The 22984-nt window shown below is 44.5% G+C and carries 22 protein-coding genes, 2 tRNA genes and 3 rRNA genes; 23 read left to right on the forward strand and 4 right to left on the reverse strand.

The window, feature by feature from the left end:
- Positions 1–25: 25 nt before the first annotated feature.
- The 12 genes from NSS76_RS00875 to NSS76_RS00930 all read left to right on the forward strand — a co-directional run bounded on the left by NSS76_RS00875 (position 26) and on the right by NSS76_RS00930 (position 8270).
- Positions 26–970, forward strand: a complete 945-nt coding sequence (locus tag NSS76_RS00875; RefSeq protein WP_003217009.1) for a DNA-directed RNA polymerase subunit alpha — start codon at positions 26–28, stop codon at positions 968–970.
- Between the two features lie 75 nt (positions 971–1045).
- Positions 1046–1408: a 50S ribosomal protein L17 gene (gene rplQ, locus NSS76_RS00880; protein ID WP_003216944.1), complete on the forward strand. Its 363-nt coding sequence runs from the start codon at positions 1046–1048 to the stop codon at positions 1406–1408.
- A 126-nt stretch (positions 1409–1534) separates the two neighbouring features.
- Complete coding sequence (locus NSS76_RS00885; protein ID WP_008356549.1) at positions 1535–2377, forward strand: energy-coupling factor ABC transporter ATP-binding protein; 843 nt, start codon at positions 1535–1537, stop codon at positions 2375–2377.
- Positions 2353–3222 carry an energy-coupling factor ABC transporter ATP-binding protein gene (locus NSS76_RS00890; RefSeq protein WP_103132743.1) on the forward strand — a complete coding sequence of 290 codons (870 nt, stop codon included), beginning with the start codon at positions 2353–2355 and terminating at the stop codon, positions 3220–3222. Before NSS76_RS00885 ends, NSS76_RS00890 begins: the two co-directional genes overlap by 25 nt.
- Positions 3219–4016 carry an energy-coupling factor transporter transmembrane component T family protein gene (locus NSS76_RS00895; RefSeq protein ID WP_024425607.1) on the forward strand — a complete coding sequence of 266 codons (798 nt, stop codon included), beginning with the start codon at positions 3219–3221 and terminating at the stop codon, positions 4014–4016. Before NSS76_RS00890 ends, NSS76_RS00895 begins: the two co-directional genes overlap by 4 nt.
- A gap of 11 nt (positions 4017–4027) precedes the next feature.
- Positions 4028–4771: a tRNA pseudouridine(38-40) synthase TruA gene (truA, locus tag NSS76_RS00900; protein WP_103132742.1), complete on the forward strand. Its 744-nt coding sequence runs from the start codon at positions 4028–4030 to the stop codon at positions 4769–4771.
- 165 nt (positions 4772–4936) lie between these two features.
- Entirely contained in the window at positions 4937–5374 is a 438-nt protein-coding gene (gene rplM, locus NSS76_RS00905; RefSeq protein ID WP_003217042.1) for a 50S ribosomal protein L13, read from the forward strand.
- Between the two features lie 20 nt (positions 5375–5394).
- Positions 5395–5787, forward strand: coding sequence for a 30S ribosomal protein S9 (gene rpsI / locus NSS76_RS00910; protein WP_007496354.1), 393 nt, complete (start codon positions 5395–5397; stop codon positions 5785–5787).
- Between the two features lie 175 nt (positions 5788–5962).
- A complete protein-coding gene (locus tag NSS76_RS00915) occupies positions 5963–6487 on the forward strand; it encodes a GNAT family N-acetyltransferase (protein WP_024425869.1) in 525 nt (174 codons plus the stop codon).
- A 122-nt stretch (positions 6488–6609) separates the two neighbouring features.
- Entirely contained in the window at positions 6610–7083 is a 474-nt protein-coding gene (locus NSS76_RS00920) for a GNAT family N-acetyltransferase (RefSeq protein ID WP_122632208.1), read from the forward strand.
- A 108-nt stretch (positions 7084–7191) separates the two neighbouring features.
- The gene (locus NSS76_RS00925) at positions 7192–7578 is read left to right on the forward strand and encodes a serine hydrolase (RefSeq protein WP_254241447.1); all 387 of its coding nucleotides are present in this window, start codon (positions 7192–7194) and stop codon (positions 7576–7578) included.
- A 14-nt stretch (positions 7579–7592) separates the two neighbouring features.
- The gene (locus tag NSS76_RS00930) at positions 7593–8270 is read left to right on the forward strand and encodes a serine hydrolase (RefSeq protein ID WP_254241446.1); all 678 of its coding nucleotides are present in this window, start codon (positions 7593–7595) and stop codon (positions 8268–8270) included.
- A 36-nt stretch (positions 8271–8306) separates the two neighbouring features.
- Here the strand turns inward: NSS76_RS00930 and NSS76_RS00935 are convergent, their stop codons facing one another.
- On the reverse strand, positions 8307–8876 hold the full coding sequence (locus NSS76_RS00935; RefSeq protein ID WP_044333887.1) for a DUF4825 domain-containing protein: 570 nt from the start codon (positions 8874–8876) through the stop codon (positions 8307–8309).
- A gap of 152 nt (positions 8877–9028) precedes the next feature.
- On the opposite strand from NSS76_RS00935, the gene NSS76_RS00940 reads away from it, so the two are divergent.
- From NSS76_RS00940 to NSS76_RS00950, 3 genes are all read left to right on the forward strand, one after another.
- Positions 9029–9472 carry a DUF2521 family protein gene (locus tag NSS76_RS00940; RefSeq protein WP_044333888.1) on the forward strand — a complete coding sequence of 148 codons (444 nt, stop codon included), beginning with the start codon at positions 9029–9031 and terminating at the stop codon, positions 9470–9472.
- Positions 9473–9530: 58 nt separating this feature from the next.
- A complete protein-coding gene (gene cwlD / locus NSS76_RS00945) occupies positions 9531–10244 on the forward strand; it encodes an N-acetylmuramoyl-L-alanine amidase CwlD (protein ID WP_024425615.1) in 714 nt (237 codons plus the stop codon).
- Positions 10245–10347: 103 nt separating this feature from the next.
- Positions 10348–11406, forward strand: coding sequence for an Mrp/NBP35 family ATP-binding protein (locus NSS76_RS00950; RefSeq protein ID WP_024425873.1), 1059 nt, complete (start codon positions 10348–10350; stop codon positions 11404–11406).
- 41 nt (positions 11407–11447) lie between these two features.
- Here NSS76_RS00950 and gerD read toward each other — a convergent pair whose 3' ends face one another.
- Positions 11448–12032: a spore germination lipoprotein GerD gene (gene gerD, locus NSS76_RS00955; RefSeq protein ID WP_024425617.1), complete on the reverse strand. Its 585-nt coding sequence runs from the start codon at positions 12030–12032 to the stop codon at positions 11448–11450.
- 90 nt (positions 12033–12122) lie between these two features.
- On the opposite strand from gerD, the gene NSS76_RS00960 reads away from it, so the two are divergent.
- Entirely contained in the window at positions 12123–12725 is a 603-nt protein-coding gene (locus NSS76_RS00960; RefSeq protein WP_073203503.1) for a KinB-signaling pathway activation protein, read from the forward strand.
- Here NSS76_RS00960 and pdaB read toward each other — a convergent pair.
- Positions 12718–13482: a polysaccharide deacetylase family sporulation protein PdaB gene (pdaB, locus tag NSS76_RS00965; protein ID WP_024425619.1), complete on the reverse strand. Its 765-nt coding sequence runs from the start codon at positions 13480–13482 to the stop codon at positions 12718–12720. The genes NSS76_RS00960 and pdaB overlap by 8 nt on opposite strands.
- Positions 13483–13857: 375 nt before the next feature.
- Here pdaB and NSS76_RS00970 point away from each other — a divergent pair.
- From NSS76_RS00970 to NSS76_RS01000, 7 genes are all read left to right on the forward strand, one after another.
- Positions 13858–15406, forward strand: a 16S ribosomal RNA gene (locus NSS76_RS00970).
- 182 nt (positions 15407–15588) lie between these two features.
- Positions 15589–18519: ribosomal RNA gene (locus NSS76_RS00975) — 23S ribosomal RNA — on the forward strand.
- 61 nt (positions 18520–18580) lie between these two features.
- Positions 18581–18696 (forward strand): 5S ribosomal RNA (gene rrf / locus NSS76_RS00980).
- The 16S, 23S and 5S rRNA genes sit together here with 2 tRNA genes alongside, the layout of an rRNA operon.
- A gap of 42 nt (positions 18697–18738) precedes the next feature.
- Positions 18739–18813 (forward strand) — tRNA-Asn (locus NSS76_RS00985).
- A 1-nt stretch (position 18814) separates the two neighbouring features.
- A tRNA-Thr gene (locus tag NSS76_RS00990) sits at positions 18815–18887 on the forward strand.
- A gap of 352 nt (positions 18888–19239) precedes the next feature.
- Positions 19240–20679 carry a SulP family inorganic anion transporter gene (locus NSS76_RS00995; protein ID WP_341080060.1) on the forward strand — a complete coding sequence of 480 codons (1440 nt, stop codon included), beginning with the start codon at positions 19240–19242 and terminating at the stop codon, positions 20677–20679.
- Positions 20680–20741: 62 nt separating this feature from the next.
- A complete protein-coding gene (locus NSS76_RS01000) occupies positions 20742–21707 on the forward strand; it encodes a bile acid:sodium symporter family protein (protein ID WP_024424456.1) in 966 nt (321 codons plus the stop codon).
- 42 nt (positions 21708–21749) lie between these two features.
- Here NSS76_RS01000 and NSS76_RS01005 read toward each other — a convergent pair whose 3' ends face one another.
- Positions 21750–22958 (reverse strand): exo-beta-N-acetylmuramidase NamZ family protein, encoded by a 1209-nt coding sequence (locus NSS76_RS01005; protein ID WP_411908535.1) that lies wholly within the window; start codon positions 22956–22958, stop codon positions 21750–21752.
- Positions 22959–22984: the final 26 nt, after the last annotated feature.

The raw sequence follows: 22984 nt of genomic DNA on the forward strand, positions 1-22984 counted from the left end.
ACGTTTTGAAGGAGGGTTTTATTAGATGATCGAAATTGAAAAACCAAAAATCGAAACGGTTGAAATCAGCGACGATGCCAAGTATGGCAAGTTTGTCGTAGAGCCACTTGAGCGTGGATATGGTACCACTTTAGGGAACTCCCTTCGTCGTATCCTTTTATCCTCACTTCCTGGTGCAGCTGTAACATCGATCCAGATAGATGGTGTCTTACACGAATTCTCAACGATCGAAGGCGTGGTTGAAGATGTTACAACGATTATCTTAAACATTAAAAAGCTTGCACTCAAAATCTACTCTGAAGAAGAGAAGACGCTTGAAATTGATGTACAAGATGAAGGTACTGTAACAGCTGCTGATATTACACACGACAGCGATATTGAAATCTTAAATCCAGATCTTCACATCGCAACTCTTGGCAAGAATGCGAGCTTCCGTGTTCGCTTAACTGCACAAAGAGGTCGCGGGTATAATCCTGCTGATGCAAACAAAAGAGACGATCAGCCAATCGGTGTGATTCCGATCGACTCAATCTATACACCTGTATCTCGTGTGACTTATCAAGTGGAGAACACCCGTGTTGGGCAAATCACAAACTATGATAAATTAACACTAGATGTATGGACTGATGGAAGCACAGGACCGAAAGAAGCGATCGCTCTAGGTTCTAAGATTTTAACTGAACACCTGAATATTTTCGTTGGGTTAACTGACGAAGCTCAGCATGCTGAAATCATGGTTGAGAAAGAAGAAGACCAAAAAGAAAAAGTGCTTGAAATGACAATTGAAGAGCTTGATCTTTCTGTTCGTTCTTACAACTGTTTGAAGCGTGCGGGTATTAACACTGTTCAAGAGCTTGCTAACAAGACAGAAGAGGATATGATGAAAGTTCGTAACCTTGGACGTAAATCTCTTGAAGAAGTGAAAGCGAAACTAGAAGAACTTGGACTGGGTCTTCGTAAAGACGATTGACTAGTTTCATTGTGAACTAGGATTTTCGTGTGTTTTTTATTCATACAGCATCTCTAATTAAGGAGGGGACATCACATGGCATACAGAAAGCTAGGACGCACTAGTGCACAACGTAAAGCAATGCTTCGTGACCTAACGACTGATTTGATCATCAACGAACGCATCGAAACAACTGAAACACGTGCGAAAGAACTTCGCTCTGTAGTTGAAAAAATGATCACTCTTGGCAAACGCGGAGATCTTCATGCTCGCCGTCAAGCTGCAGCTTACATTCGTAATGAAGTAGCTAACGCTGAAACAAACCAAGATGCACTTCAAAAATTATTCGCTGACGTTGCAACTCGCTACGAAGATCGCCAAGGTGGATACACTCGTATCATGAAGCTTGGACCTCGTCGCGGCGATGGCGCACCAATGGCTGTCATTGAATTAGTTTAATCACATATCGTGTATCTAAGAAAGGGCGGGACAGTTCATAACTGGATCTATGCCCTTTTTTAGGTACTACGGCTTTTTTTAGGAATAAGCAAAGAAGAGGTTGAGCTGAGAGGAGGTCCGGTAGAGATGGGGAAGACATTAATTGACGTAAAGGACATTGTATTTCGTTATCACAAGGATGCGGACAAGCCCGCTTTAGATCAAGTGTCACTGCATGTGAATCAAAATGAATGGCTCGCCATTGTTGGTCATAACGGTTCAGGTAAATCCACACTTGCCCGTGTGCTGAATGGGCTCATTTTACCGGATGCTGGTACGGTCAAGGTTGGAGAGATTGAGCTCAAAGAAGAAAGTGTTTGGGATATTCGCAAAAAGGTCGGAATGGTCTTTCAAAACCCAGATAACCAATTTGTGGGCTCAACAGTTCGTGATGATGTGGCTTTTGGTTTAGAAAATAACGGGGTTGAGCGGGAATTGATGATAGAACGTGTAGATTGGGCTGTCAAACAGGTCAATATGCAGGAGTTTCTTGATCAAGAGCCGCACCATCTATCAGGCGGGCAGAAGCAGAGAGTCGCTATTGCAGGTGTGCTTGCCGCAAGCCCTGACATCATGATCTTGGATGAAGCAACATCAATGCTTGATCCGATTGGCCGTGAAGAAGTGTTAGAGACTGTTAGACTACTGAAGGAACAAGGAACAGTCACAGTCATTTCCATCACACATGATTTAGACGAGGCTGCCAAGGCAGACCGCGTCATTGTGATGAATGGCGGGAAGAAATTTGCCGAGGGAACGCCAGAGGAAGTATTTGAACTAGATGAACAGCTGGTTCAGATTGGACTTGATCTGCCATTCTCCTATCGATTGAGCAAGCAATTGAAGCAGCAAGGTGTGCCGCTTGCAAATGCCCATTTGACACAAGAAGGATTGGTGAAAGAGCTATGGACATTACGATCAAAGAATTAGAGCATCGTTATCAAATGAAAACGCCGTTTGAGCGTCTCGCTTTGTATGATGTCAATGCTTCCATCAAAGAGGGCAGCTATGTCGCTGTCATTGGTCATACGGGCTCTGGCAAGTCTACATTGCTGCAGCATTTAAATGGATTGCTCAAACCAACGAAGGGGAGCATTGCGCTTGGAGAGACCATTTTACAAGCCAATAAAAAGCAGAAGGATATGAAACCCCTCCGGAAAAAGGTAGGCATCGTGTTTCAGTTTCCTGAACATCAGCTCTTTGAGGAAACCATCCTCAAGGATATCTGCTTTGGTCCAATGAACTTCGGTGTCCCTCAAGAGAAGGCAGAAGCGAAGGCGAAGGAGATGCTGAAACTGGTGGGTCTTCCTGAATCCCTATTATCTCGATCTCCCTTTGAACTAAGCGGCGGTCAAATGAGACGTGTGGCGATTGCAGGCGTTTTAGCGATGGAGCCAGAAGTGCTTGTGCTTGATGAGCCGACTGCTGGATTGGATCCACGCGGACGGAAGGAAATCATGGACATGTTCTATGACCTTCATCAAAAGGCAAACCTCACCACGATCCTCGTCACACACAGTATGGAGGATGCCGCTCATTATGCGGATCAAATGATTGTGATGCATAAAGGGACAGTGAAGGCAACAGGCACGCCGAGAGAGTTGTTTGCCAATCGTAAAGACATGTCTTCGTTTGGTCTCGACCTCCCAGAAACGATTAAATTCCAGCAGACTGTAGAAGAAAAGCTTGGTATTACGTTTCCAAGGCCGCTTCTGACCATGGATGAGATGGCAGAAGCCTTAACAGCTCTTTATCAGGAGGACACGACATCATGATGGATAGTATGATTATCGGCAAATATGTGCCAGGCTCATCCTTTGTCCATCGTCTTGACCCAAGGACAAAGCTGTTATCAATTTTCTTTTTCGTCTTTATTGTCTTTTTTGCTAATAATTACATCACTTACGGGCTTTTAGGTGTCTTTACCATCCTTGTGGTGATGGTTTCTCAGGTGCCGCTATACTTTATTCTCAAGGGAATGAAGCCGATCCTATGGATTGTCCTGTTTACCTTTATTCTTCATATTTTCATGACGAAGGATGGCGCCTTGCTATTCCACTTTGGTTTTCTGAATATTTATGAAGAAGGTCTAAAGCAGGGGATCTTCATTTCACTCCGTTTTGTCTATCTCATCATGATGACGACACTTCTTACGTTAACGACAACGCCTATAGAAGTGACAGACGGGATGGAAAAACTGCTGCACCCATTCCGTAAAATCAAACTGCCTGTTCATGAGCTTGCTCTCATGATGTCCATCTCTCTTCGGTTTATTCCGACGTTATTAGAAGAGACAGACAAAATCATGAAGGCACAAATGGCACGAGGCGTTGATTTTACAAGCGGACCTTTAAAGGATCGCCTGAAAGCTATCGTTCCTTTGCTTGTTCCGCTTTTTGTCAGTGCGTTTAAGCGTGCAGAGGAACTGGCGACCGCGATGGAAGCGAGAGGCTACCGCGGGGGAGAAGGACGGACGAAATACCGTCAGCTTGTCTGGGGCATGAAGGACACGTTCACGCTGCTTCTATTCATCCTGTTAACAGCACTCCTTGTGCTGCTTAGAAATTAGGTGATTCCTAGATGAAGGTCAAATGTACCGTTTCCTACGATGGGACACATTTTAAAGGCTATCAGGTGCAGCCAGGGCAGCGAACCGTTCAGACGGAGATTGAGTCTGCCCTTGCAAGAATGCACAAACAGGATGAACTGATTCCGATTGTGGCTTCCGGCCGGACAGACAGCGGTGTCCATGCAAAGGGGCAGGTCATCCATTTTGAGACCCCGCTCTCGATCCCGATGGAGAGATGGCCTTTTGCCCTCAACAGCCTGCTGCCGGGTGATATCCGTGTTCTAAAGGCTGAGGAGGTCGATGATTCGTTTCATGCCAGATTTGGTGTTGTTTCGAAGGAGTACCGTTATAAGGTCTCAACAGAAACACACCAAAATGTGTTCACGAGACAGTATGCCTGCCACTATCCTTACCGGCTGGACATCGATAAAATGAGAGAAGCCGCAGAGCACCTGATTGGGACACATGACTTTACAAGCTTTTGTGCGGCCAATACAGAGGTTCAGGACAAGGTGAGGGTTATTTATGCCCTCGAGTGGAAAAGCGTCTCAGACGGGCTTGAAATGCGTGTGAGAGGGAATGGTTTTTTATACAACATGGTGCGGATTATCGCTGGAACGTTGCTTGAAATCGGTTCTGGTAAATTTCACCCTGATGACATAAAAACCATGCTTGCCGCCCGAAATCGCGAAGCGGCAGGCAAGACTGCGCCTAGTCACGGACTGTATTTATGGGAAGTTTTCTATGACAACTAAACCAGGTGTAACATGTTCTTGACACAGGAAGCAGAAAGTTATAAGATATCATATGGTATGTATTTCAACCCCACAAATAAGCCCCGGAAGACTTATCTGTGTTTTGAAATAGAACGTAGCATTTGATTCAAGGAAAATTCATTGATTTATTTAGGAGGGAAACTCATGCGTACAACACCAATGGCGAACGCAAGCACAATTGAGCGCAAATGGCTAGTTGTTGATGCGGCAGGCAAGACTCTAGGTCGTCTTTCTACTGAAGTAGCATCACTTTTGCGCGGTAAGCACAAACCAACTTATACACCACACGTTGATACAGGTGATCATGTGATCATCATCAATGCTGAGAAAATCGAATTAACTGGTAAGAAATTGACGGACAAAATTTACTACCGTCACACGATGCACCCAGGTGGTTTGAAACAAAGAACTGCTCTTGAGATGCGTACAAACTACCCTGAAAAAATGTTGGAGCTTGCTATCAAAGGTATGCTTCCAAAGGGTCCACTAGGTCGTCAAATGTTCAAAAAATTAAATGTGTACCGTGGTTCTGAGCATCCACATCAAGCACAACAACCTGAAGTTTACGAACTTCGCGGTTAATTATAAGGGAGGTTAACAATTTGGCACAGGTTCAATATTACGGTACAGGTCGTCGTAAAAGTTCTGTAGCGCGCGTTCGCTTAGTTCCAGGTGAAGGCCGTATCGTCGTTAATAATCGTGAAATTACTGAATACATTCCATTCGCTGCTTTAATCGAAGACGTGAAACAGCCTTTGAACATCACAGAAACAGCTAACAGCTACGATGTTCTTGTAAATGTTCACGGTGGTGGATTCTCTGGTCAAGCTGGAGCAATTCGTCACGGTATCTCTCGTGCTCTTCTAGAAGTAGATCCTGAGTACCGTACACCACTTAAACGTGCTGGACTTCTTACTCGTGACTCTCGTATGAAAGAGCGTAAGAAATACGGTCTTAAAGGCGCTCGTCGCGCACCTCAGTTCTCAAAACGTTAATCAATTTTATATTGTATGGACGTTTTACAAAGGTTTGTTACAGACAAACCTTATAAAAAAAGCATCAGCATCCTGCTGGTGCTTTTTTATTTGTGTTTTATTCTGTATGGAAACATATAAAATAGGATCATAGCGAGGTTTCTGTTTAAAAAACGAAGTCTATGGAGGGTGTCATATGAATCTAACAACAGAAAGGTGTATCATTCGATCATTTGCTGAGGATGATTGGCAGGATGTCTATGCATATACTTCTGATCCGGAAGTGATGAAGTATATTCCGGAAGGTGTTTTTTCTAAAGAAAATGCGCAGGAATTTGTTAAAAATAATCGTCTTAAAACAGCCAAGAATTTTGCTGTTCTATTAAAAGAAGACCAGATTTGCATCGGGCATATCGTGTTTCATTCTTACTTTGGTGAGCACACATATGAAATTGGCTGGGTTTTCAATCCTGCCTATCAAAACAAGGGATATGCATCAGAAGCGGCGTATGCTGTCTTACATCATGGTTTTCACACTCTGAACTTACATCGGATCATTGCCACTTGTCAGCCTGAAAATGTGCCATCGTGGAGAGTGATGGAGAAAATGGGGATGAGGAGAGAGGGGTATTTTAAAAAATGTATACCACAAGGAAATGAGTGGTGGGATGAGTTTTACTATGCCATCTTACAAGAGGAATGGTTCGTGAAGAGGGCTTGATCAGTTTTCATGATATGAAGTACTTTGATGAAAAAGCAGCTGATCAAATTTTTATATGAGAACGCTCTTAACTGGTATTTTAGTAAGTGAAAAACAGTCTTCCATCTAAGGAGGTGCTTTCATTGAATTTAAATCAATTGACATTTAGAGAAGCTGTGCAAGAAGATCTCGACAAAATCGTCTTCATGCTTTCAGATGATAAGTTAGGTCAAAAGAGAGAGCGTTACACTCGCCCATTATTAGAAAGCTATATCAAAGCCTTTCAATCAATCGATGCTGATCCAAATATTGAACTCATTGTTGCGTGTGACCAGGAAGAAGCAGTTGGTGTTCTTCAGTTAACCATGACGCCATTTCTTACACATCAAGGGGGATGGAGAGCATCCATCGAAGGAGTTCGCACGGCTTCGAGTCATAGAGGAAAAGGAGTCGGTTCGCTGCTTATAAAGTGGGCCATTCAACGCGCAAGCGACCGTGGCTGTCATATGATTCAACTGACAACAGATAAACAGAGGCCAGAAGCACGACATTTTTATGAGAAATTAGGGTTTGAAGCCACTCATGAAGGAATGAAGCTGCATTTGCCCCATGAATAAGAACATCAAGAAGCGGAGGATTCACGTACCTCTGCCTTTTTTGTGCCTTCATTAGAAATATTTGCTATATTCAATATATAAATCCTCTGTTATTTGGAAAGGAGAAACATGTTACTCAAAATCGGTCTAATTGTCATATGTGTGGTCATACTTTATGTGTTGGTTCAAGTCTTGCTGTATAAAAGAGATATGAAAAAAACGAAGGAAGATCTTTTGACATTTGTCGCAAAAAACAAAAAGGACGTTTCAGTGACAATCATTGAAAATGATGATGTGATGTTAGAGTGGAATGCTGATCAAAAAACACCACTTGCAAGTACGGTGAAATTAGTGGTTTTATTTCATTTTGTTAAAGCTGTATCGAGCGGCGCCATTAAGCTAGAGGAAAAAGTGGCATTGTCTGCTATAGAGCGGTTTTATATTGATAGACAGACGGTGGTGCGCACGCGTACTGGCTGGAGGTCAATGATTTTTCTGAGCATGCGACTTTATTAGATGTTGCCAAAGGGATGATGCAATTCAGTTCGAATGCTTGTACGGATTATTTGATTGACCGGCTGGGCTTAGAAAAGATCAATGATCAGATGAAACAAGCAGGTCTTACAGAACATGATGAACTCATGCCGCTGACGCCAATGATTTTGTGGTCCGCTTATGTATCTGATCGTCGGCGGGATGCATTCAAGAAAATGAGCGGTGTATCCGAAGAACAATACAAATCTCTAATGAATGAGATTTTTAATATCATGAAAAATGACCCAGAGCATAAAAAGGCGTTAGAAGAAAAAATGAAAAAAAAGAACTTATTAGGCTGGCGTATTCAATCATTACTGACGCAAAAGTTGACAAAGTCTACAACCAATCAATATGCACATTTTATGAAACGTCTCCAGGATGAGCTGTTAACAATAGAAGAAAAGAGTCTTTTTAGCCAAATCGTACTGGGAGAAACAATGAAAAAGGAAACAGATCAATATCTTTGGTATAAAGGCGGAGCAACATTGTTCGTTTTCACAGGTGCTTTATATCGAAGAATAGATACATCCTCTATATCCATTTCTCTTTTTATCAATGATCCGAAAGCGAACAATTCTCACTGGATTGGGGGAGTATTCAACGAATTTATGCTTACTGCAGCAGTGGATCAAAACTTTCGACAACGATTGATACAGGCTTTCAATACATAAACATCAAAAAACAGAGGGAAACATCCCTCTGTTTTATTATTTCTGCATTGGAAACGCTTTGTATACATCTTGGCGTTTCTTTTTTGACTTCACAACTCCATCAACCAGTTCCTTTTGCCAAAGCGCAGTATCGTCTTTGTACTTTTTAAAAGGGTGAGGGAGCTCTTTTTCTAGCTGTTTTCTTTTAAACGTGACGGACGGCTCGTCTTTAGAGCTCATGTTAAGTGTCACTTGCTCTACGTTATCGACAAGAATAAAAAGTGCGATGGCGTTGTATAAATACGTTTTTTCGATCGTATCCTTTTGATCAAACCAGAAGGCGTCAAACTGTTCTTCTGTATAGCCTGCATTTTCTTTTACTCCATACGTGACGTCTAATGCTTTTCCATCGATGATTTCAAATTCACGTATTACGCCTCCAGGAAGATCTGATAAGATTTCACGAATGGCTGAATTGTCACCGAGATACGTGTTTTTGTGTGTTGAAAGTTGTTTTAAGGATATGTCTTCTATTCCTTTTATATCGCTCTTTTTCTCTGTGGCTTGACTGCTGCATGCAGATAAGACGACTGTTAATAGCAGCAGGATATACATCCATTTCTTCATTGATTTTGCCCCTTTATTGTTCTTTCTATATGTAAATGTCTATTTTATCACAATTTTCCATTCCGATCGTTCACAGGCCGTCATTTCCATTTACTGAACTGCATGTTTTGTTCAAACCAACGAACAATACAAAGAAAAAAGGAGTTCAGTCCATGGCAGAAGTGCTTTCATTTTATCAACTAAAAACAAAAAGAGATGTCACGCTTGAAAAGAAGCTTTTGCGTACATTGTCTCTTCAACAAGTAACGGCCGCTTCTGAGAAATTCACAAAGAAGCTGTTTCCATTTGCAGATGATCCAGCTGGGATTATGAGTGATGGCTGTATCGATTTCGCCATTGAAGCTTTTTTAGCTGGCGGGAGATACGGTGAGTCGAGTAAATACGGGGAATCGTTCGACGATATCAAAAAACGGTCCTCCCAGGAGGAAGCTGAGCTGATTGAAGAGCTCGCAGGATGCTTGCAATCGTGGGGGAATATGTTCCGTATGGAGCGGAAGATGTCATGTTTATATCCATTTGCGAAAGATTTTTTAAGTATGTGGTGGCAGGAAGGCTTTCGTGAATCAGAAAAAAGACACAAGCTTCGGCTGCACTAAGCATATTTCCAGCCCTTGTCCCATATCTATAAAATAATGGTGTATGGGAGGGACAGGGATGAAAAGAAAGCTGAAGTGGACAGGGTTTTTAATCGGGTTTATTGTCCTCTTATTCTTATTCAGGTTTCAATTTCTAAATGATGATTCTTGGAAATCGTGGAATTTGCCTCTAAGCGGGAAGATCATCTATTTAGATCCGGGTCACGGCGGTCCAGATGGCGGGGCTGTAGGAGGAGAGCTGCTTGAGAAAGAGATTGCGCTAGATGTATCCATGAAGATACGTGACTATTTGCAGGAGCAGGGAGCACTTGTTCTCATGACCCGAGAGGATGATTCTGATTTATCATCAAAGAATACAAAGGGTTATGCCCGGAAGAAAGCGGAGGATTTAAGGAACCGCGTTAAAGTTATCAATGAATCTGAAGCGGACCTCTATTTAAGCATTCATTTAAATGCGATACCATCGAACAAATGGAGCGGAGCGCAGACGTTTTTTTACGGAAAGTATGAAGAGAATGAAAAGGCGGCGAAGTTCATTCAAGATGAATTACGCAGAAATCTTGAAAACACAGATCGAAAAGCGAAGCGGATCAACGGCATTTATTTAATGCAAAATGTCACAAAGCCAGGAGCTCTTGTGGAAATTGGATTTCTCTCCAATCCGAAAGAGGCTGGCCAGCTGGCAACACCTAAATATCAGGATCAAATTGCTGCCTCTATTTATAAAGGGATTTTAAGATATTTAACAGAGCAAAAAGAGCCGCCTGAATAAGGGGCTTTTTCCTTTTGATCGCAGGCAAACAGGACAGACATTGTAAGGATATGTATGATATACTTGGATTGTAAACGAATTCAATAAAGGGTGAGGTTCTGCTATGATCGGACAAGATGATGTAAGAAAACTAGTTGGGAAGATGGACGAACCTTTCCTTCATATACCGCTTGGTGAGCTGGATGCCATCAAGGAAATCAGCCTAAAGCCTGAGAAAGAGCATGTGAGTCTAAAGGTGGCTATTGCCAAAACAGGCACTGCTGAGCAGATGAAGCTGCAGCAAGATATCGTACAAGCCTTGAAAGCAGCTGGCGCTAACACAGTAGGACTTCGTTTTGAAGAACTTCCTCAGGAAACACTTGAAAAGTTTATGCCATCACAAGATGAGGAAGAAACCCTGCTTAACTCTAAAAATCCGCCTGAGTTCTTAGCGATTGCGAGTGGAAAGGGCGGCGTTGGTAAATCGACGGTTTCTGTTAACCTTGCTGTAGCGCTCGCTCGTCTAGGGAAAAAAGTCGGACTGATTGATGCTGATATTTATGGCTTTAGTGTACCGGATATGATGGGAATCACTGTCAGACCAACAGTTAAAGGGGAAAAAATTATTCCTGTGGAGCGCTTTGGTGTCAAAGTGATTTCAATGGGCTTTTTTGTTGAAGAAAATGCACCGGTTATTTGGAGAGGACCGATGCTTGGAAAAATGTTAAATAACTTCTTCCACGAAGTTGAGTGGGGAGAATTAGATTACTTACTATTAGACCTTCCGCCTGGAACGGGAGATGTAGCGCTTGATATTCATACAATGCTGCCTAGCTGTAAAGAAATCATTGTCACTACACCACATCCAACGGCTGCCTTCGTTGCAGCAAGAGCAGGCGCAATGGCACTGCAAACAGATCATGAGGTGCTCGGGGTCGTTGAGAATATGAGTTATTATGAAAGCAAAAAAACAGGTGAAAAGGAATACGTCTTTGGAAAAGGCGGCGGGGACAAGCTGGCTGAAGAGCTGCGTGTATCAGTTCTTGGCCAAATTCCTTTAAGACAGCCTGATTGGAATGAGGATGATTTCGCGCCTTCTGTCTATGATGCAAGTCATCCGACAGGAGAAGTGTATCAACACATTGCGAATAAAGTCATTGAACAATTAGCAGTGAAAGCATAATGAAAGCCCGAGTGGATGAACGCCACTCGGGTGATGTTTAACTAATCGCTTCCTTCGCTATCTTTCGAGCCGGAATCACTGCCGCTTTCAGATGCTGCCTTTTTGAGCTCATCTTCGAATTTCTTCTTATAAAGAGGGCTGCTCAATGTTTCCGTAATGACTTTTTCTAAGTGCTTTCTAAACTCTTTGCTTTTTACAAGTTCACCGTATTTCTTTTCCATCTCAGGATCCTTGAGAATATCCATCATCAGCTGTTGATAGTCAGGATCCTTCATTAACTGTTTTAACATTCTTTCATGCTGTTGCTGCATGGATTTTGCGAAAGTCTCGGCAAATTTAGAATCCTCAAAGACCTTCTTCCAGAACTCTTTGCCTTTATCAGAAGTCAGTGTTTTCTCTATCGTTTTTTTCACAGTTTGTTCATCCATTACCAAAGCTTCATTCATTGCCTCGTCATTTAATAACTGTTGAATGGCCTTTTTACCGTCATCTGTCTTTAATATATCGACGACCATTTTTTTTGTTTCGTCATAGTCCATATTAGATGAGGATTGGGTTTTGGGAGCACAAGCTGTTAGAGATAAAAGAAGAAAACAGCTCATTATACGCAAGATGCCTTTTGACATACTGTGGCTCCTTTCGTTACATGTCTTACTTTTAATATGAATGTTTCACGTAAATTTATACATAACAAAAATAGGGGTTGGATCAATTCAATGAAAAGTCGGGATTTAGTTCGTTTTTTCTTCTCTGTGCTAGCTGTTGGAGCGGTCATTACAAGCGTGGTAGGCTTTGCGCTGGAGTGGGGGAAATATCAGAAGCTTTTTATATCGTTTGAAATTCTAGAGATCGCATCTGTGTTGTTTTGGTTCATTGGTGTAGGGATGATCTTTAGTGTCATTAGCCAGATGGGGTTTGTTGTCTTCTTGACGGTGCACCGGTTTGCGTTAGAGATTTTTCGGTCGCATTCTTTATGGAATACCATTCAGCTGTTTCTTGTGATTTTTGTGCTGTTTGATTTAGCTTACTTGCGATTTTTGTTTTTCGGGGAGAATGAATCATTTCTTCCATACTTGTGGCTGCCTTTATTTATCGGTGTGTTTGCTTTGATCGTGGCTTACTTTAAACAGCAGCAGTCCTCTAAGAAAACATTTGTTTCCGCAATGTTTCTCATGGTCGTCATCACGTCGTTAGAATGGTTTCCGGCGCTCAGAGTCAATGAAGAGGACTGGCTGTATTTAATGCTATTCCCGCTATTAGGCTGTAATGCGTTTCAGCTGTTAGCGATGCCGCGGTTTTCAAAAGCGAAAGCTACTTAACTTCCGATGATTTTGTTTTCGTATTGGAGATCAGTTCGCCAACCGTCACATTTTTTAAATGCTTTTCTTTTATTTGTTTCAAAATAGCTGGTAAGGCTTGGGCGGTTTGGGTTGCTGAATCTGAGGCGTGAAGGAGAACAATGTCTCCGCTTTTCATTCGATCATTTACATTCTGAACAATCTGGTCGACACCCGGATTCAGCCAATCCTGTGAATTGATACTGTAATGAACAACGGTATAACCGTACTGTGTGGCTATTTTTAGTGCTGTTTCGTTAAACTGTCCAGTTGGCGGTCTTAATAGTTGAATGTCATCTAGTCCAAGCTTTTGAAATGTATTTTGTGCACGGACAAGATCTTGCTTGATCTCACTATCCTCAAGCTGGCTATAATTTTTATAAGCATAGCCGAGGCTTCCGATCTGGTGGCCGTCCTCCCTAATTTGTTTCACGATATCAGGATGACGCTCAGCCCAAGAAGCAGACAGAAAGAAGGTGGCGTTCTTTATACCGTACTCTCGAAGGACATTTAAAATAGGAACAGCCTTCTCATCTCCCCAGCCAATATTAAAAGTGAGAGAGACATGTTTTGATGAAGTCTCGCCTTTATAAATGGCTCGGGGTCCATGTTCAGTTTTAAATACCGACAGCGGCGGTGCCTTTTGTACATAAAAAAAGGTTGCAGCTGCAAGGGCTGCTACAAGAATAATGACAACTTGCTTCAGCCGTTTAATAGGCAACACATATAATCGACTCAATTCAAACACTCCTGCCTTGTCCAAGATTGTTACTTGATTGTATGCAGGACAAGGATTTAAGATGCTTAATAAAACTATTTCAAAAAAAGTTTTGAAAAGACATTGACCAAGAGAATGTTTTCGTGATATATTATTAATCGTCGCTGACACACAGTGACAAACACAAAACGCTTCGGGAAATAAACTTGAAAAAAGTTGTTGACATAAGATGAAGCGAAATGTTATATTATTAAAGCCGCTAAGAACGGCGGAGATGATCTTTGAAAACTAAACAAGACAAAACGTACCTGTTAATTCGAGTTTTTATAAAAAATCCTATGATACTTCATAGGTAGTCAGTCAAACTGGCGAAAAGCAAAACTTCGGTTTTGTACTTTTTCGGAGAGTTTGATCCTGGCTCAGGACGAACGCTGGCGGCGTGCCTAATACATGCAAGTCGAGCGGACAGAAGGGAGCTTGCTCCCGGATGTTAGCGGCGGACGGGTGAGTAACACGTGGGTAACCTGCCTGTAAGACTGGGATAACTCCGGGAAACCGGAGCTAATACCGGATAGTTCCTTGAACCGCATGGTTCAAGGATGAAAGACGGTTTCGGCTGTCACTTACAGATGGACCCGCGGCGCATTAGCTAGTTGGTGGGGTAATGGCTCACCAAGGCGACGATGCGTAGCCGACCTGAGAGGGTGATCGGCCACACTGGGACTGAGACACGGCCCAGACTCCTACGGGAGGCAGCAGTAGGGAATCTTCCGCAATGGACGAAAGTCTGACGGAGCAACGCCGCGTGAGTGATGAAGGTTTTCGGATCGTAAAGCTCTGTTGTTAGGGAAGAACAAGTGCGAGAGTAACTGCTCGCACCTTGACGGTACCTAACCAGAAAGCCACGGCTAACTACGTGCCAGCAGCCGCGGTAATACGTAGGTGGCAAGCGTTGTCCGGAATTATTGGGCGTAAAGGGCTCGCAGGCGGTTTCTTAAGTCTGATGTGAAAGCCCCCGGCTCAACCGGGGAGGGTCATTGGAAACTGGGAAACTTGAGTGCAGAAGAGGAGAGTGGAATTCCACGTGTAGCGGTGAAATGCGTAGAGATGTGGAGGAACACCAGTGGCGAAGGCGACTCTCTGGTCTGTAACTGACGCTGAGGAGCGAAAGCGTGGGGAGCGAACAGGATTAGATACCCTGGTAGTCCACGCCGTAAACGATGAGTGCTAAGTGTTAGGGGGTTTCCGCCCCTTAGTGCTGCAGCTAACGCATTAAGCACTCCGCCTGGGGAGTACGGTCGCAAGACTGAAACTCAAAGGAATTGACGGGGGCCCGCACAAGCGGTGGAGCATGTGGTTTAATTCGAAGCAACGCGAAGAACCTTACCAGGTCTTGACATCCTCTGACAACCCTAGAGATAGGGCTTTCCCTTCGGGGACAGAGTGACAGGTGGTGCATGGTTGTCGTCAGCTCGTGTCGTGAGATGTTGGGTTAAGTCCCGCAACGAGCGCAACCCTTGATCTTAGTTGCCAGCATTCAGTTGGGCACTCTAAGGTGACTGCCGGTGACAAACCGGAGGAAGGTGGGGATGACGTCAAATCATCATGCCCCTTATGACCTGGGCTACACACGTGCTACAATGGACAGAACAAAGGGCTGCAAGACCGCAAGGTTTAGCCAATCCCATAAATCTGTTCTCAGTTCGGATCGCAGTCTGCAACTCGACTGCGTGAAGCTGGAATCGCTAGTAATCGCGGATCAGCATGCCGCGGTGAATACGTTCCCGGGCCTTGTACACACCGCCCGTCACACCACGAGAGTTTGCAACACCCGAAGTCGGTGAGGTAACCTTTATGGAGCCAGCCGCCGAAGGTGGGGCAGATGATTGGGGTGAAGTCGTAACAAGGTAGCCGTATCGGAAGGTGCGGCTGGATCACCTCCTTTCTAAGGATATATGGAGCAGCGTACGTTTTCGTCTTGTTTAGTTTTGAAGGATCATTCCTTCAAAACATGTCTCTAGCGAGACAGGATTGTTCTTTGAAAACTAGATAACAATAAGTAATACATTCACATTGAATGCAATGCAAAGTTCATCACACATAGTGATTCTTTCTAAAGTAAGAAATGGTTAAGTTAGAAAGGGCGCACGGTGGATGCCTTGGCACTAGGAGCCGATGAAGGACGGGACGAACACCGATATGCTTCGGGGAGCTGTAAGCAAGCTTTGATCCGGAGATTTCCGAATGGGGAAACCCACTGCTCGTAATGGAGTAGTATCCATACTTGAATACATAGAGTATGAGAAGGCATACCCGGGGAACTGAAACATCTAAGTACCCGGAGGAAGAGAAAGCAAATGCGATTCCCTGAGTAGCGGCGAGCGAAACGGGAACAGCCCAAACCAAGAGGCTTGCCTCTTGGGGTTGTAGGACACTCTATACGGAGTTACAAAGGAATGATATAAGCGAAGAGGTCTGGAAAGGCCCGCCAAAGAAGGTAACAGCCCTGTAACTGAAATGTCATTCTCTCCAGAGTGGATCCTGAGTACGGCGGAACACGTGAAATTCCGTCGGAATCCGGGAGGACCATCTCCCAAGGCTAAATACTCCCTAGTGACCGATAGTGAACCAGTACCGTGAGGGAAAGGTGAAAAGCACCCCGGAAGGGGAGTGAAATAGATCCTGAAACCGTGTGCCTACAAGTAGTCAGAGCCCGTTAACGGGTGATGGCGTGCCTTTTGTAGAATGAACCGGCGAGTTACGATCCCGTGCAAGGTTAAGCAGAAGATGCGGAGCCGCAGCGAAAGCGAGTCTGAATAGGGCGCATGAGTACGTGGTCGTAGACCCGAAACCAGGTGATCTACCCATGTCCAGGGTGAAGTTCAGGTAACACTGAATGGAGGCCCGAACCCACGCACGTTGAAAAGTGCGGGGATGAGGTGTGGGTAGGGGTGAAATGCCAATCGAACCTGGAGATAGCTGGTTCTCTCCGAAATAGCTTTAGGGCTAGCCTCAAGGTAAGAGTCTCGGAGGTAGAGCACTGATTGGACTAGGGGCCCCTACCGGGTTACCGAATTCAGTCAAACTCCGAATGCCGATGACTTATCCTTGGGAGTCAGACTGCGAGTGATAAGATCCGTAGTCGAAAGGGAAACAGCCCAGACCGCCAGCTAAGGTCCCAAAGTATACGTTAAGTGGAAAAGGATGTGGAGTTGCTTAGACAACCAGGATGTTGGCTTAGAAGCAGCCACCATTTAAAGAGTGCGTAATAGCTCACTGGTCGAGTGACTCTGCGCCGAAAATGTACCGGGGCTAAACGTATCACCGAAGCTGCGGACTGTTCTTACGAACAGTGGTAGGAGAGCGTTCTAAGGGCTGTGAAGCCAGACCGGAAGGACTGGTGGAGCGCTTAGAAGTGAGAATGCCGGTATGAGTAGCGAAAGACGGGTGAGAATCCCGTCCACCGAATGCCTAAGGTTTCCTGAGGAAGGCTCGTCCGCTCAGGGTTAGTCGGGACCTAAGCCGAGGCCGAAAGGCGTAGGCGATGGACAACAGGTTGATATTCCTGTACCACCTCCTCACCATTTGAGCAATGGGGGGACGCAGGAGGATAGGGTAAGCGCGGTATTGGATATCCGCGTCCAAGCAGTTAGGCTGGGAAATAGGCAAATCCGTTTCCCATAAAGGCTGAGCTGTGATGGCGAGCGAAATTTAGTAGCGAAGTTCCTGATTCCACACTGCCAAGAAAAGCCTCTAGCGAGGTGAGAGGTGCCCGTACCGCAAACCGACACAGGTAGGCGAGGAGAGAATCCTAAGGTGATCGAGAGAACTCTCGTTAAGGAACTCGGCAAAATGACCCCGTAACTTCGGGAGAAGGGGTGCTTCTTAGGGTGTTAAAGCCCCGAGAAGCCGCAGTGAATAGGCCCAGGCGACTGTTTAGCAAAAACACAGGTCTCTGCGAAGCCGTAAGGCGAAGTATAGGGGCTGACGCCTGCCCGGTGCTGGAAGGTTAAGAGGAGCGCTTAGCGTAAGCGAAGGTGCGAATTGAAGCCCCAGTAAACGGCGGCCGTAACTATAACGGTCCTAAGGTAGCGAAATTCCTTGTCGGGTAAGTTCCGACCCGCACGAAAGGCGCAACGATCTGGGCACTGTCTCAACGAGAGACTCGGTGAAATTATAGTACCTGTGAAGATGCAGGTTACCCGCGACAGGACGGAAAGACCCCGTGGAGCTTTACTGCAGCCTGATATTGAATGTTGGTACAGCTTGTACAGGATAGGTAGGAGCCTTGGAAACCGGAGCGCTAGCTTCGGTGGAGGCATCGGTGGGATACTACCCTGGCTGTATTGACCTTCTAACCCGCTGCCCTTATCGGGCAGGGAGACAGTGTCAGGTGGGCAGTTTGACTGGGGCGGTCGCCTCCTAAAATGTAACGGAGGCGCCCAAAGGTTCCCTCAGAATGGTTGGAAATCATTCGCAGAGTGTAAAGGCACAAGGGAGCTTGACTGCGAGACCTACAAGTCGAGCAGGGACGAAAGTCGGGCTTAGTGATCCGGTGGTTCCGCATGGAAGGGCCATCGCTCAACGGATAAAAGCTACCCCGGGGATAACAGGCTTATCTCCCCCAAGAGTCCACATCGACGGGGAGGTTTGGCACCTCGATGTCGGCTCATCGCATCCTGGGGCTGTAGTCGGTCCCAAGGGTTGGGCTGTTCGCCCATTAAAGCGGTACGCGAGCTGGGTTCAGAACGTCGTGAGACAGTTCGGTCCCTATCCGTCGCGGGCGCAGGAAATTTGAGAGGAGCTGTCCTTAGTACGAGAGGACCGGGATGGACGCACCGCTGGTGTACCAGTTGTTCTGCCAAGGGCATCGCTGGGTAGCTATGTGCGGACGGGATAAGTGCTGAAAGCATCTAAGCATGAAGCCCCCCTCAAGATGAGATTTCCCATTCCGCAAGGAAGTAAGATCCCTGAAAGATGATCAGGTTGATAGGTCTGAGGTGGAAGCGTGGTGACACGTGGAGCTGACAGATACTAATAGATCGAGGACTTAACCTATATTCTATTGTGAAGCATGAACATTGTTATCTAGTTTTGAGAGAACATTCTCTCCATCAGGTTTGGTGGCGATAGCGAAGAGGTCACACCCGTTCCCATACCGAACACGGAAGTTAAGCTCTTCAGCGCCGATGGTAGTTGGGGGTTTCCCCCTGTGAGAGTAGGACGCCGCCAAGCTTTTTGTTTATATCCTTCCAATGGAAGAAGTTACTTTATCATTCCGCAGTAGCTCAGTGGTAGAGCTATCGGCTGTTAACCGATCGGTCGTAGGTTCGAGTCCTACCTGCGGAGCCATGCTTCCATAGCTCAGTAGGTAGAGCACTTCCATGGTAAGGAAGAGGTCAGCGGTTCGAGCCCGCTTGGAAGCTTTCCTCTATATGTTGATATGACAAGGTTTCTCGATGATGAGAAGGCTTTTTTTGTTTGTTTATATACATATTGAACTGCTCGATGATCAGTAGACTGATGACATTAGGAAAGAGAATAAAACGGCTTGCACAGAAGTGCTGCAACGATTTTTTACTTATCTCCTTCTTTTTGTTCTTGATTCTTCATTCTCTTTCTTTTATTCTTACTAAAGTGATATCCTCTATATTAAAAGACTCTGTACGTTCCTCTTTTCCCCCGAAAGTGAAGTATCGTTTTTTTCCTTTCTTTATCTCCAGTATAGTTGATCTTCTTTTTCCATGTACGGTATGTATATAAAAAGGAGTAGATGGTTTGAAAGATTTATTTGTAAAGCAAGAATGGTTTGGACATGTACGTCAGGACGTGCTTGCGGGTATATTAGTCGCACTGGCTTTAATTCCTGAGGCAATTGCATTTTCGATTATTGCGGGCGTTGATCCGAAGGTCGGCTTGTATGCATCATTTTGTATCGCGATTGTGATTTCGTTTGTTGGTGGACGCCCAGGCATGATTTCGGCTGCAACAGGGGCTATGGCACTCGTCATGGTTAACTTGGTCGCTGATCATGGGTTGCAATATTTGTTTGCAGCTACGATTTTGACGGGTTTGATTCAAATTGTGTTTGGATTGTGCCGAGTGTCTCGTTTGATGAAATTTATTCCGAGGTCCGTCATGGTTGGCTTTGTCAATGCGTTGGCTATTATGATCTTCATGGCTCAGCTTCCACATTTCGTTGGGGAATCAATGGCTATGTATATGATGACAGGGGGCGCCTTGCTGATCATTTATTTATTGCCTATGGTGATAAAGGTGATACCTTCCCCACTCATTGCCATTATTGTAATGACGATATTGGCTGTATTTGGACATATTGATGTTAGAACAGTTGGAGATATGGGAGAGCTTCCTAGTTCTTTGCCTGTTTTTCTGATACCTCAAGTTCCATTTAACTGGGAAACACTTGCTATCATTTTTCCTTATTCTTTAGCACTTGCGATGGTTGGTTTACTTGAGTCTCTTTTAACCGCACAGATTGTCGATGATATGACAGAGACGTCTAGTAATAAGAACAAGGAAGCGAGAGGTCAAGGGATTGCCAATGTGGTTGCGGGATTCTTTGGTGGTATGGCTGGCTGTGCGATGATTGGCCAATCTGTGATTAATACGAAGGCAGGAGGACGAGGCCGGCTTTCTACCTTTGTAGCGGGTGCTTTTTTAATGGTGCTGATTTTTGTACTAGGTGATGTCGTGGTTCAAATTCCGATGGCTGCTCTAGTGGCTGTGATGTTCATGGTTTCCATTGGCACATTTGATTGGAGTTCCTTTCAGCAGCTAAAAAAGAACCCGAAAACAGATTCTATTGTGATGGTTGTCACGGTCGTGACGGTGGTGTTGACTCATGATTTATCAAAAGGCGTTTTTGCAGGTGTACTGCTTAGTGCGATATTCTTTGTCGCAAAGATATCGAAGCTTCATATTACGTCTAAAGAAAGCCAGGCAGGTACTTGGGAATATCGAGTTAAAGGACAAATTTTCTTTGCTTCTGTCACTGATTTGATCCAAGCTTTCCATCAGGAGAAAGAACTCCAATCTGTTGTGATTGATTTGTCTGAAGCACGTATATGGGATGAATCAGGCGTAGCAGCGATAGAACGTATAAAGGAAAGGTATCAAGCAAATGGCGTCCAGGTGGACGTAGTTGGAATGGATACATCAAGTCAAAAGCTTGTGAAACAAGTGAATGGTTCTTAAAAAGGCCTTTCTGTCTGTTACAATAGAAAAGGTAAGAAAGTGAAGGGATGGAGGTGGCCGGCATGCTTGTGCGTTTGAATCAAGTGCTCGGCCGGATGATGCCGCTCATTACACCTTTTAGTGTGTTACTCGGTGTTTTGTTGGCGGCCTATTTAAAGGATTTTACGTTTTTGGTGCCATGGGTATTTGCTGTGATGACCTTTGCAGGGAGTTTGTCTTCTACTTTTTCGGCTTTAAAGCATACGGTGATGCACCCATTGCCTTTGATTTTATCGTTTATGATTTTACACGTGTTGATGCCTCTTTATGCTTGGTCAGCGGGACATCTCATATTTGCGGGTGATGCCATGACGATCACCGGTTTGACACTTGCAATGGTGATTCCCACAGGAGTTTCTAGTTTAATATGGGCGGCAATGTATAAGGGGAATGTTGGGTTAACGTTATCCATTATTTTAATTGATACATTGCTTTCGCCATTGATTGTGCCAGCCAGTTTGTCACTTTTAGCCGGTACACAGGTTCATATGGACATGGTCGCGATCATGAAAGGGCTGTTTGGGATGGTGGTGCTTCCATCTATTTTAGGGATGCTCGTTCGTCACTATGCAAAGCCTGCTGTGACGAAAATGATCAGTCAGACACTGTCACCTTTTTCAAAAATAGGCTTGTTTGTAGTGGTGTCGATTAACAGTTCTGTTGTTGCGCCATACTTGCGTGAACTGGATGCCGCATTTTTTAGCAAGGCAGCGACTGTGTTTCTCATTGCGATGAGCGGATATGCGTTTGCATGGTTGATTGGAAAGACGATGAAATGTACTCAAGGAGAGATTGTGGCCATCGTGTATACGGGCGGTATGAGAAACATTAGTGCGGGGGCTGTGCTTGCCATTAGCTTTTTCCCGCCAGCTGTCGCTGTTCCTGTGGTGATCGGCATGCTGTTTCAGCAAGTGCTTGCTGCCTTGTTTGGTTTCTTACTCAATCGTTTTGAGCTGAAAGCACCTGCTGTGACCAAATCTTTCTCATGAAAAAACCTCCATCCTTTGATAGATGGAGGTTTTTTCTGTGATTTAATAGATGAGATATTTTTTTCGCTTCTTTTCGAATGTTTTGAGGTCGTGATGATAGCGTTTCATAATGTGTTTGACGGAAGTTCCTTTATTGATCTCTTCTTTCATCCAGCCATTCCCAATGAGTTTGTCAAAGCTGCCTGTTTGAAGGAACTGAAAGTCATTAGGGTATAAATCATGTATTGCTTTGATAATGGATAACCCCGTTTTCACCGCTTCGAAGGATGAGCGGTCTGTGACGTATAATTGCACACCATGAGATAGTGTACCGGCATGTTTAGAAAATGTGGGGGTGAATGACACAGGTCTAAATTGAACGCCTTTTAGTTTTAGCTGATTTAAGTGATCTGCCAGCTCGCTGCTATTGATATATGGTGCACCAATGAGCTCGAATGGTTTTGTCGTTCCTCTGCCTTCAGAGACATTTGTGCCTTCAATTAATCCTGTGGCAGGATATACAAAAGTACTATCCACTGTTGGCATGTTAGGAGAAGGAAGGACGAACGGCAGCTTTGTATCATCGAATGTCATGGACCGCTTCCAATTTTTCATTTTGACGACTGTTACATCAGCATTGATATGAAACTCTTTGTTAAACAGGTTTGCAAGCTCACCAGTGGTCATTCCATGTCTTAATGGGATTGGATAGAGCCCTACAAATGAGGCGTGTTCAGGCTCTAAAACAGGTCCTTCTACTTTTAGTCCGCCAATGGGATTTGGGCGGTCTAGGACAACAAAGGGAATGTTGTTTTCCTTAGCAGCTTCCATCGCATAGGCCATTGTGTAAATATAGGTGTAATAACGAGCACCAACGTCTTGAATATCAAACAGCAGAATATCTACATTTTTCAGCATTTCAGGAGTTGGTTTTCTTGTTTTTCCATAAAGAGAGTAAACAGGAAGACCTGTTTTTTCATCGGTATAGGATTCGACACCTTCTCCTGCTTGTGCATCGCCGCGTACGCCGTGTTCAGGTCCATATAAAGCAGTTAGCTTGATATTTGGATGTTCAAATAGGAGATCGACACTGCTTTTCATATTTGCATCAATACCAGTCGGATTGGTAATGAGACCAACTCTTTTCCCTTTTAGCCATGAAAGATTGCTTGAGAGTAGTGTTTCGATCCCTGTTTTGACTGCTGCTTTTTTTCCTTTTGTGTCTGTTCGTTCTTGATCTGCGGGAGAGGCGGCGGTCAAGGTGCTAATCATGAGAATACTTGCGAGTATGAAGCTTG

The organism is Bacillus sp. FSL R5-0654 (assembly GCF_038008745.1).
GTDB classification, from domain to species: domain Bacteria; phylum Bacillota; class Bacilli; order Bacillales; family Bacillaceae; genus Bacillus; species Bacillus safensis.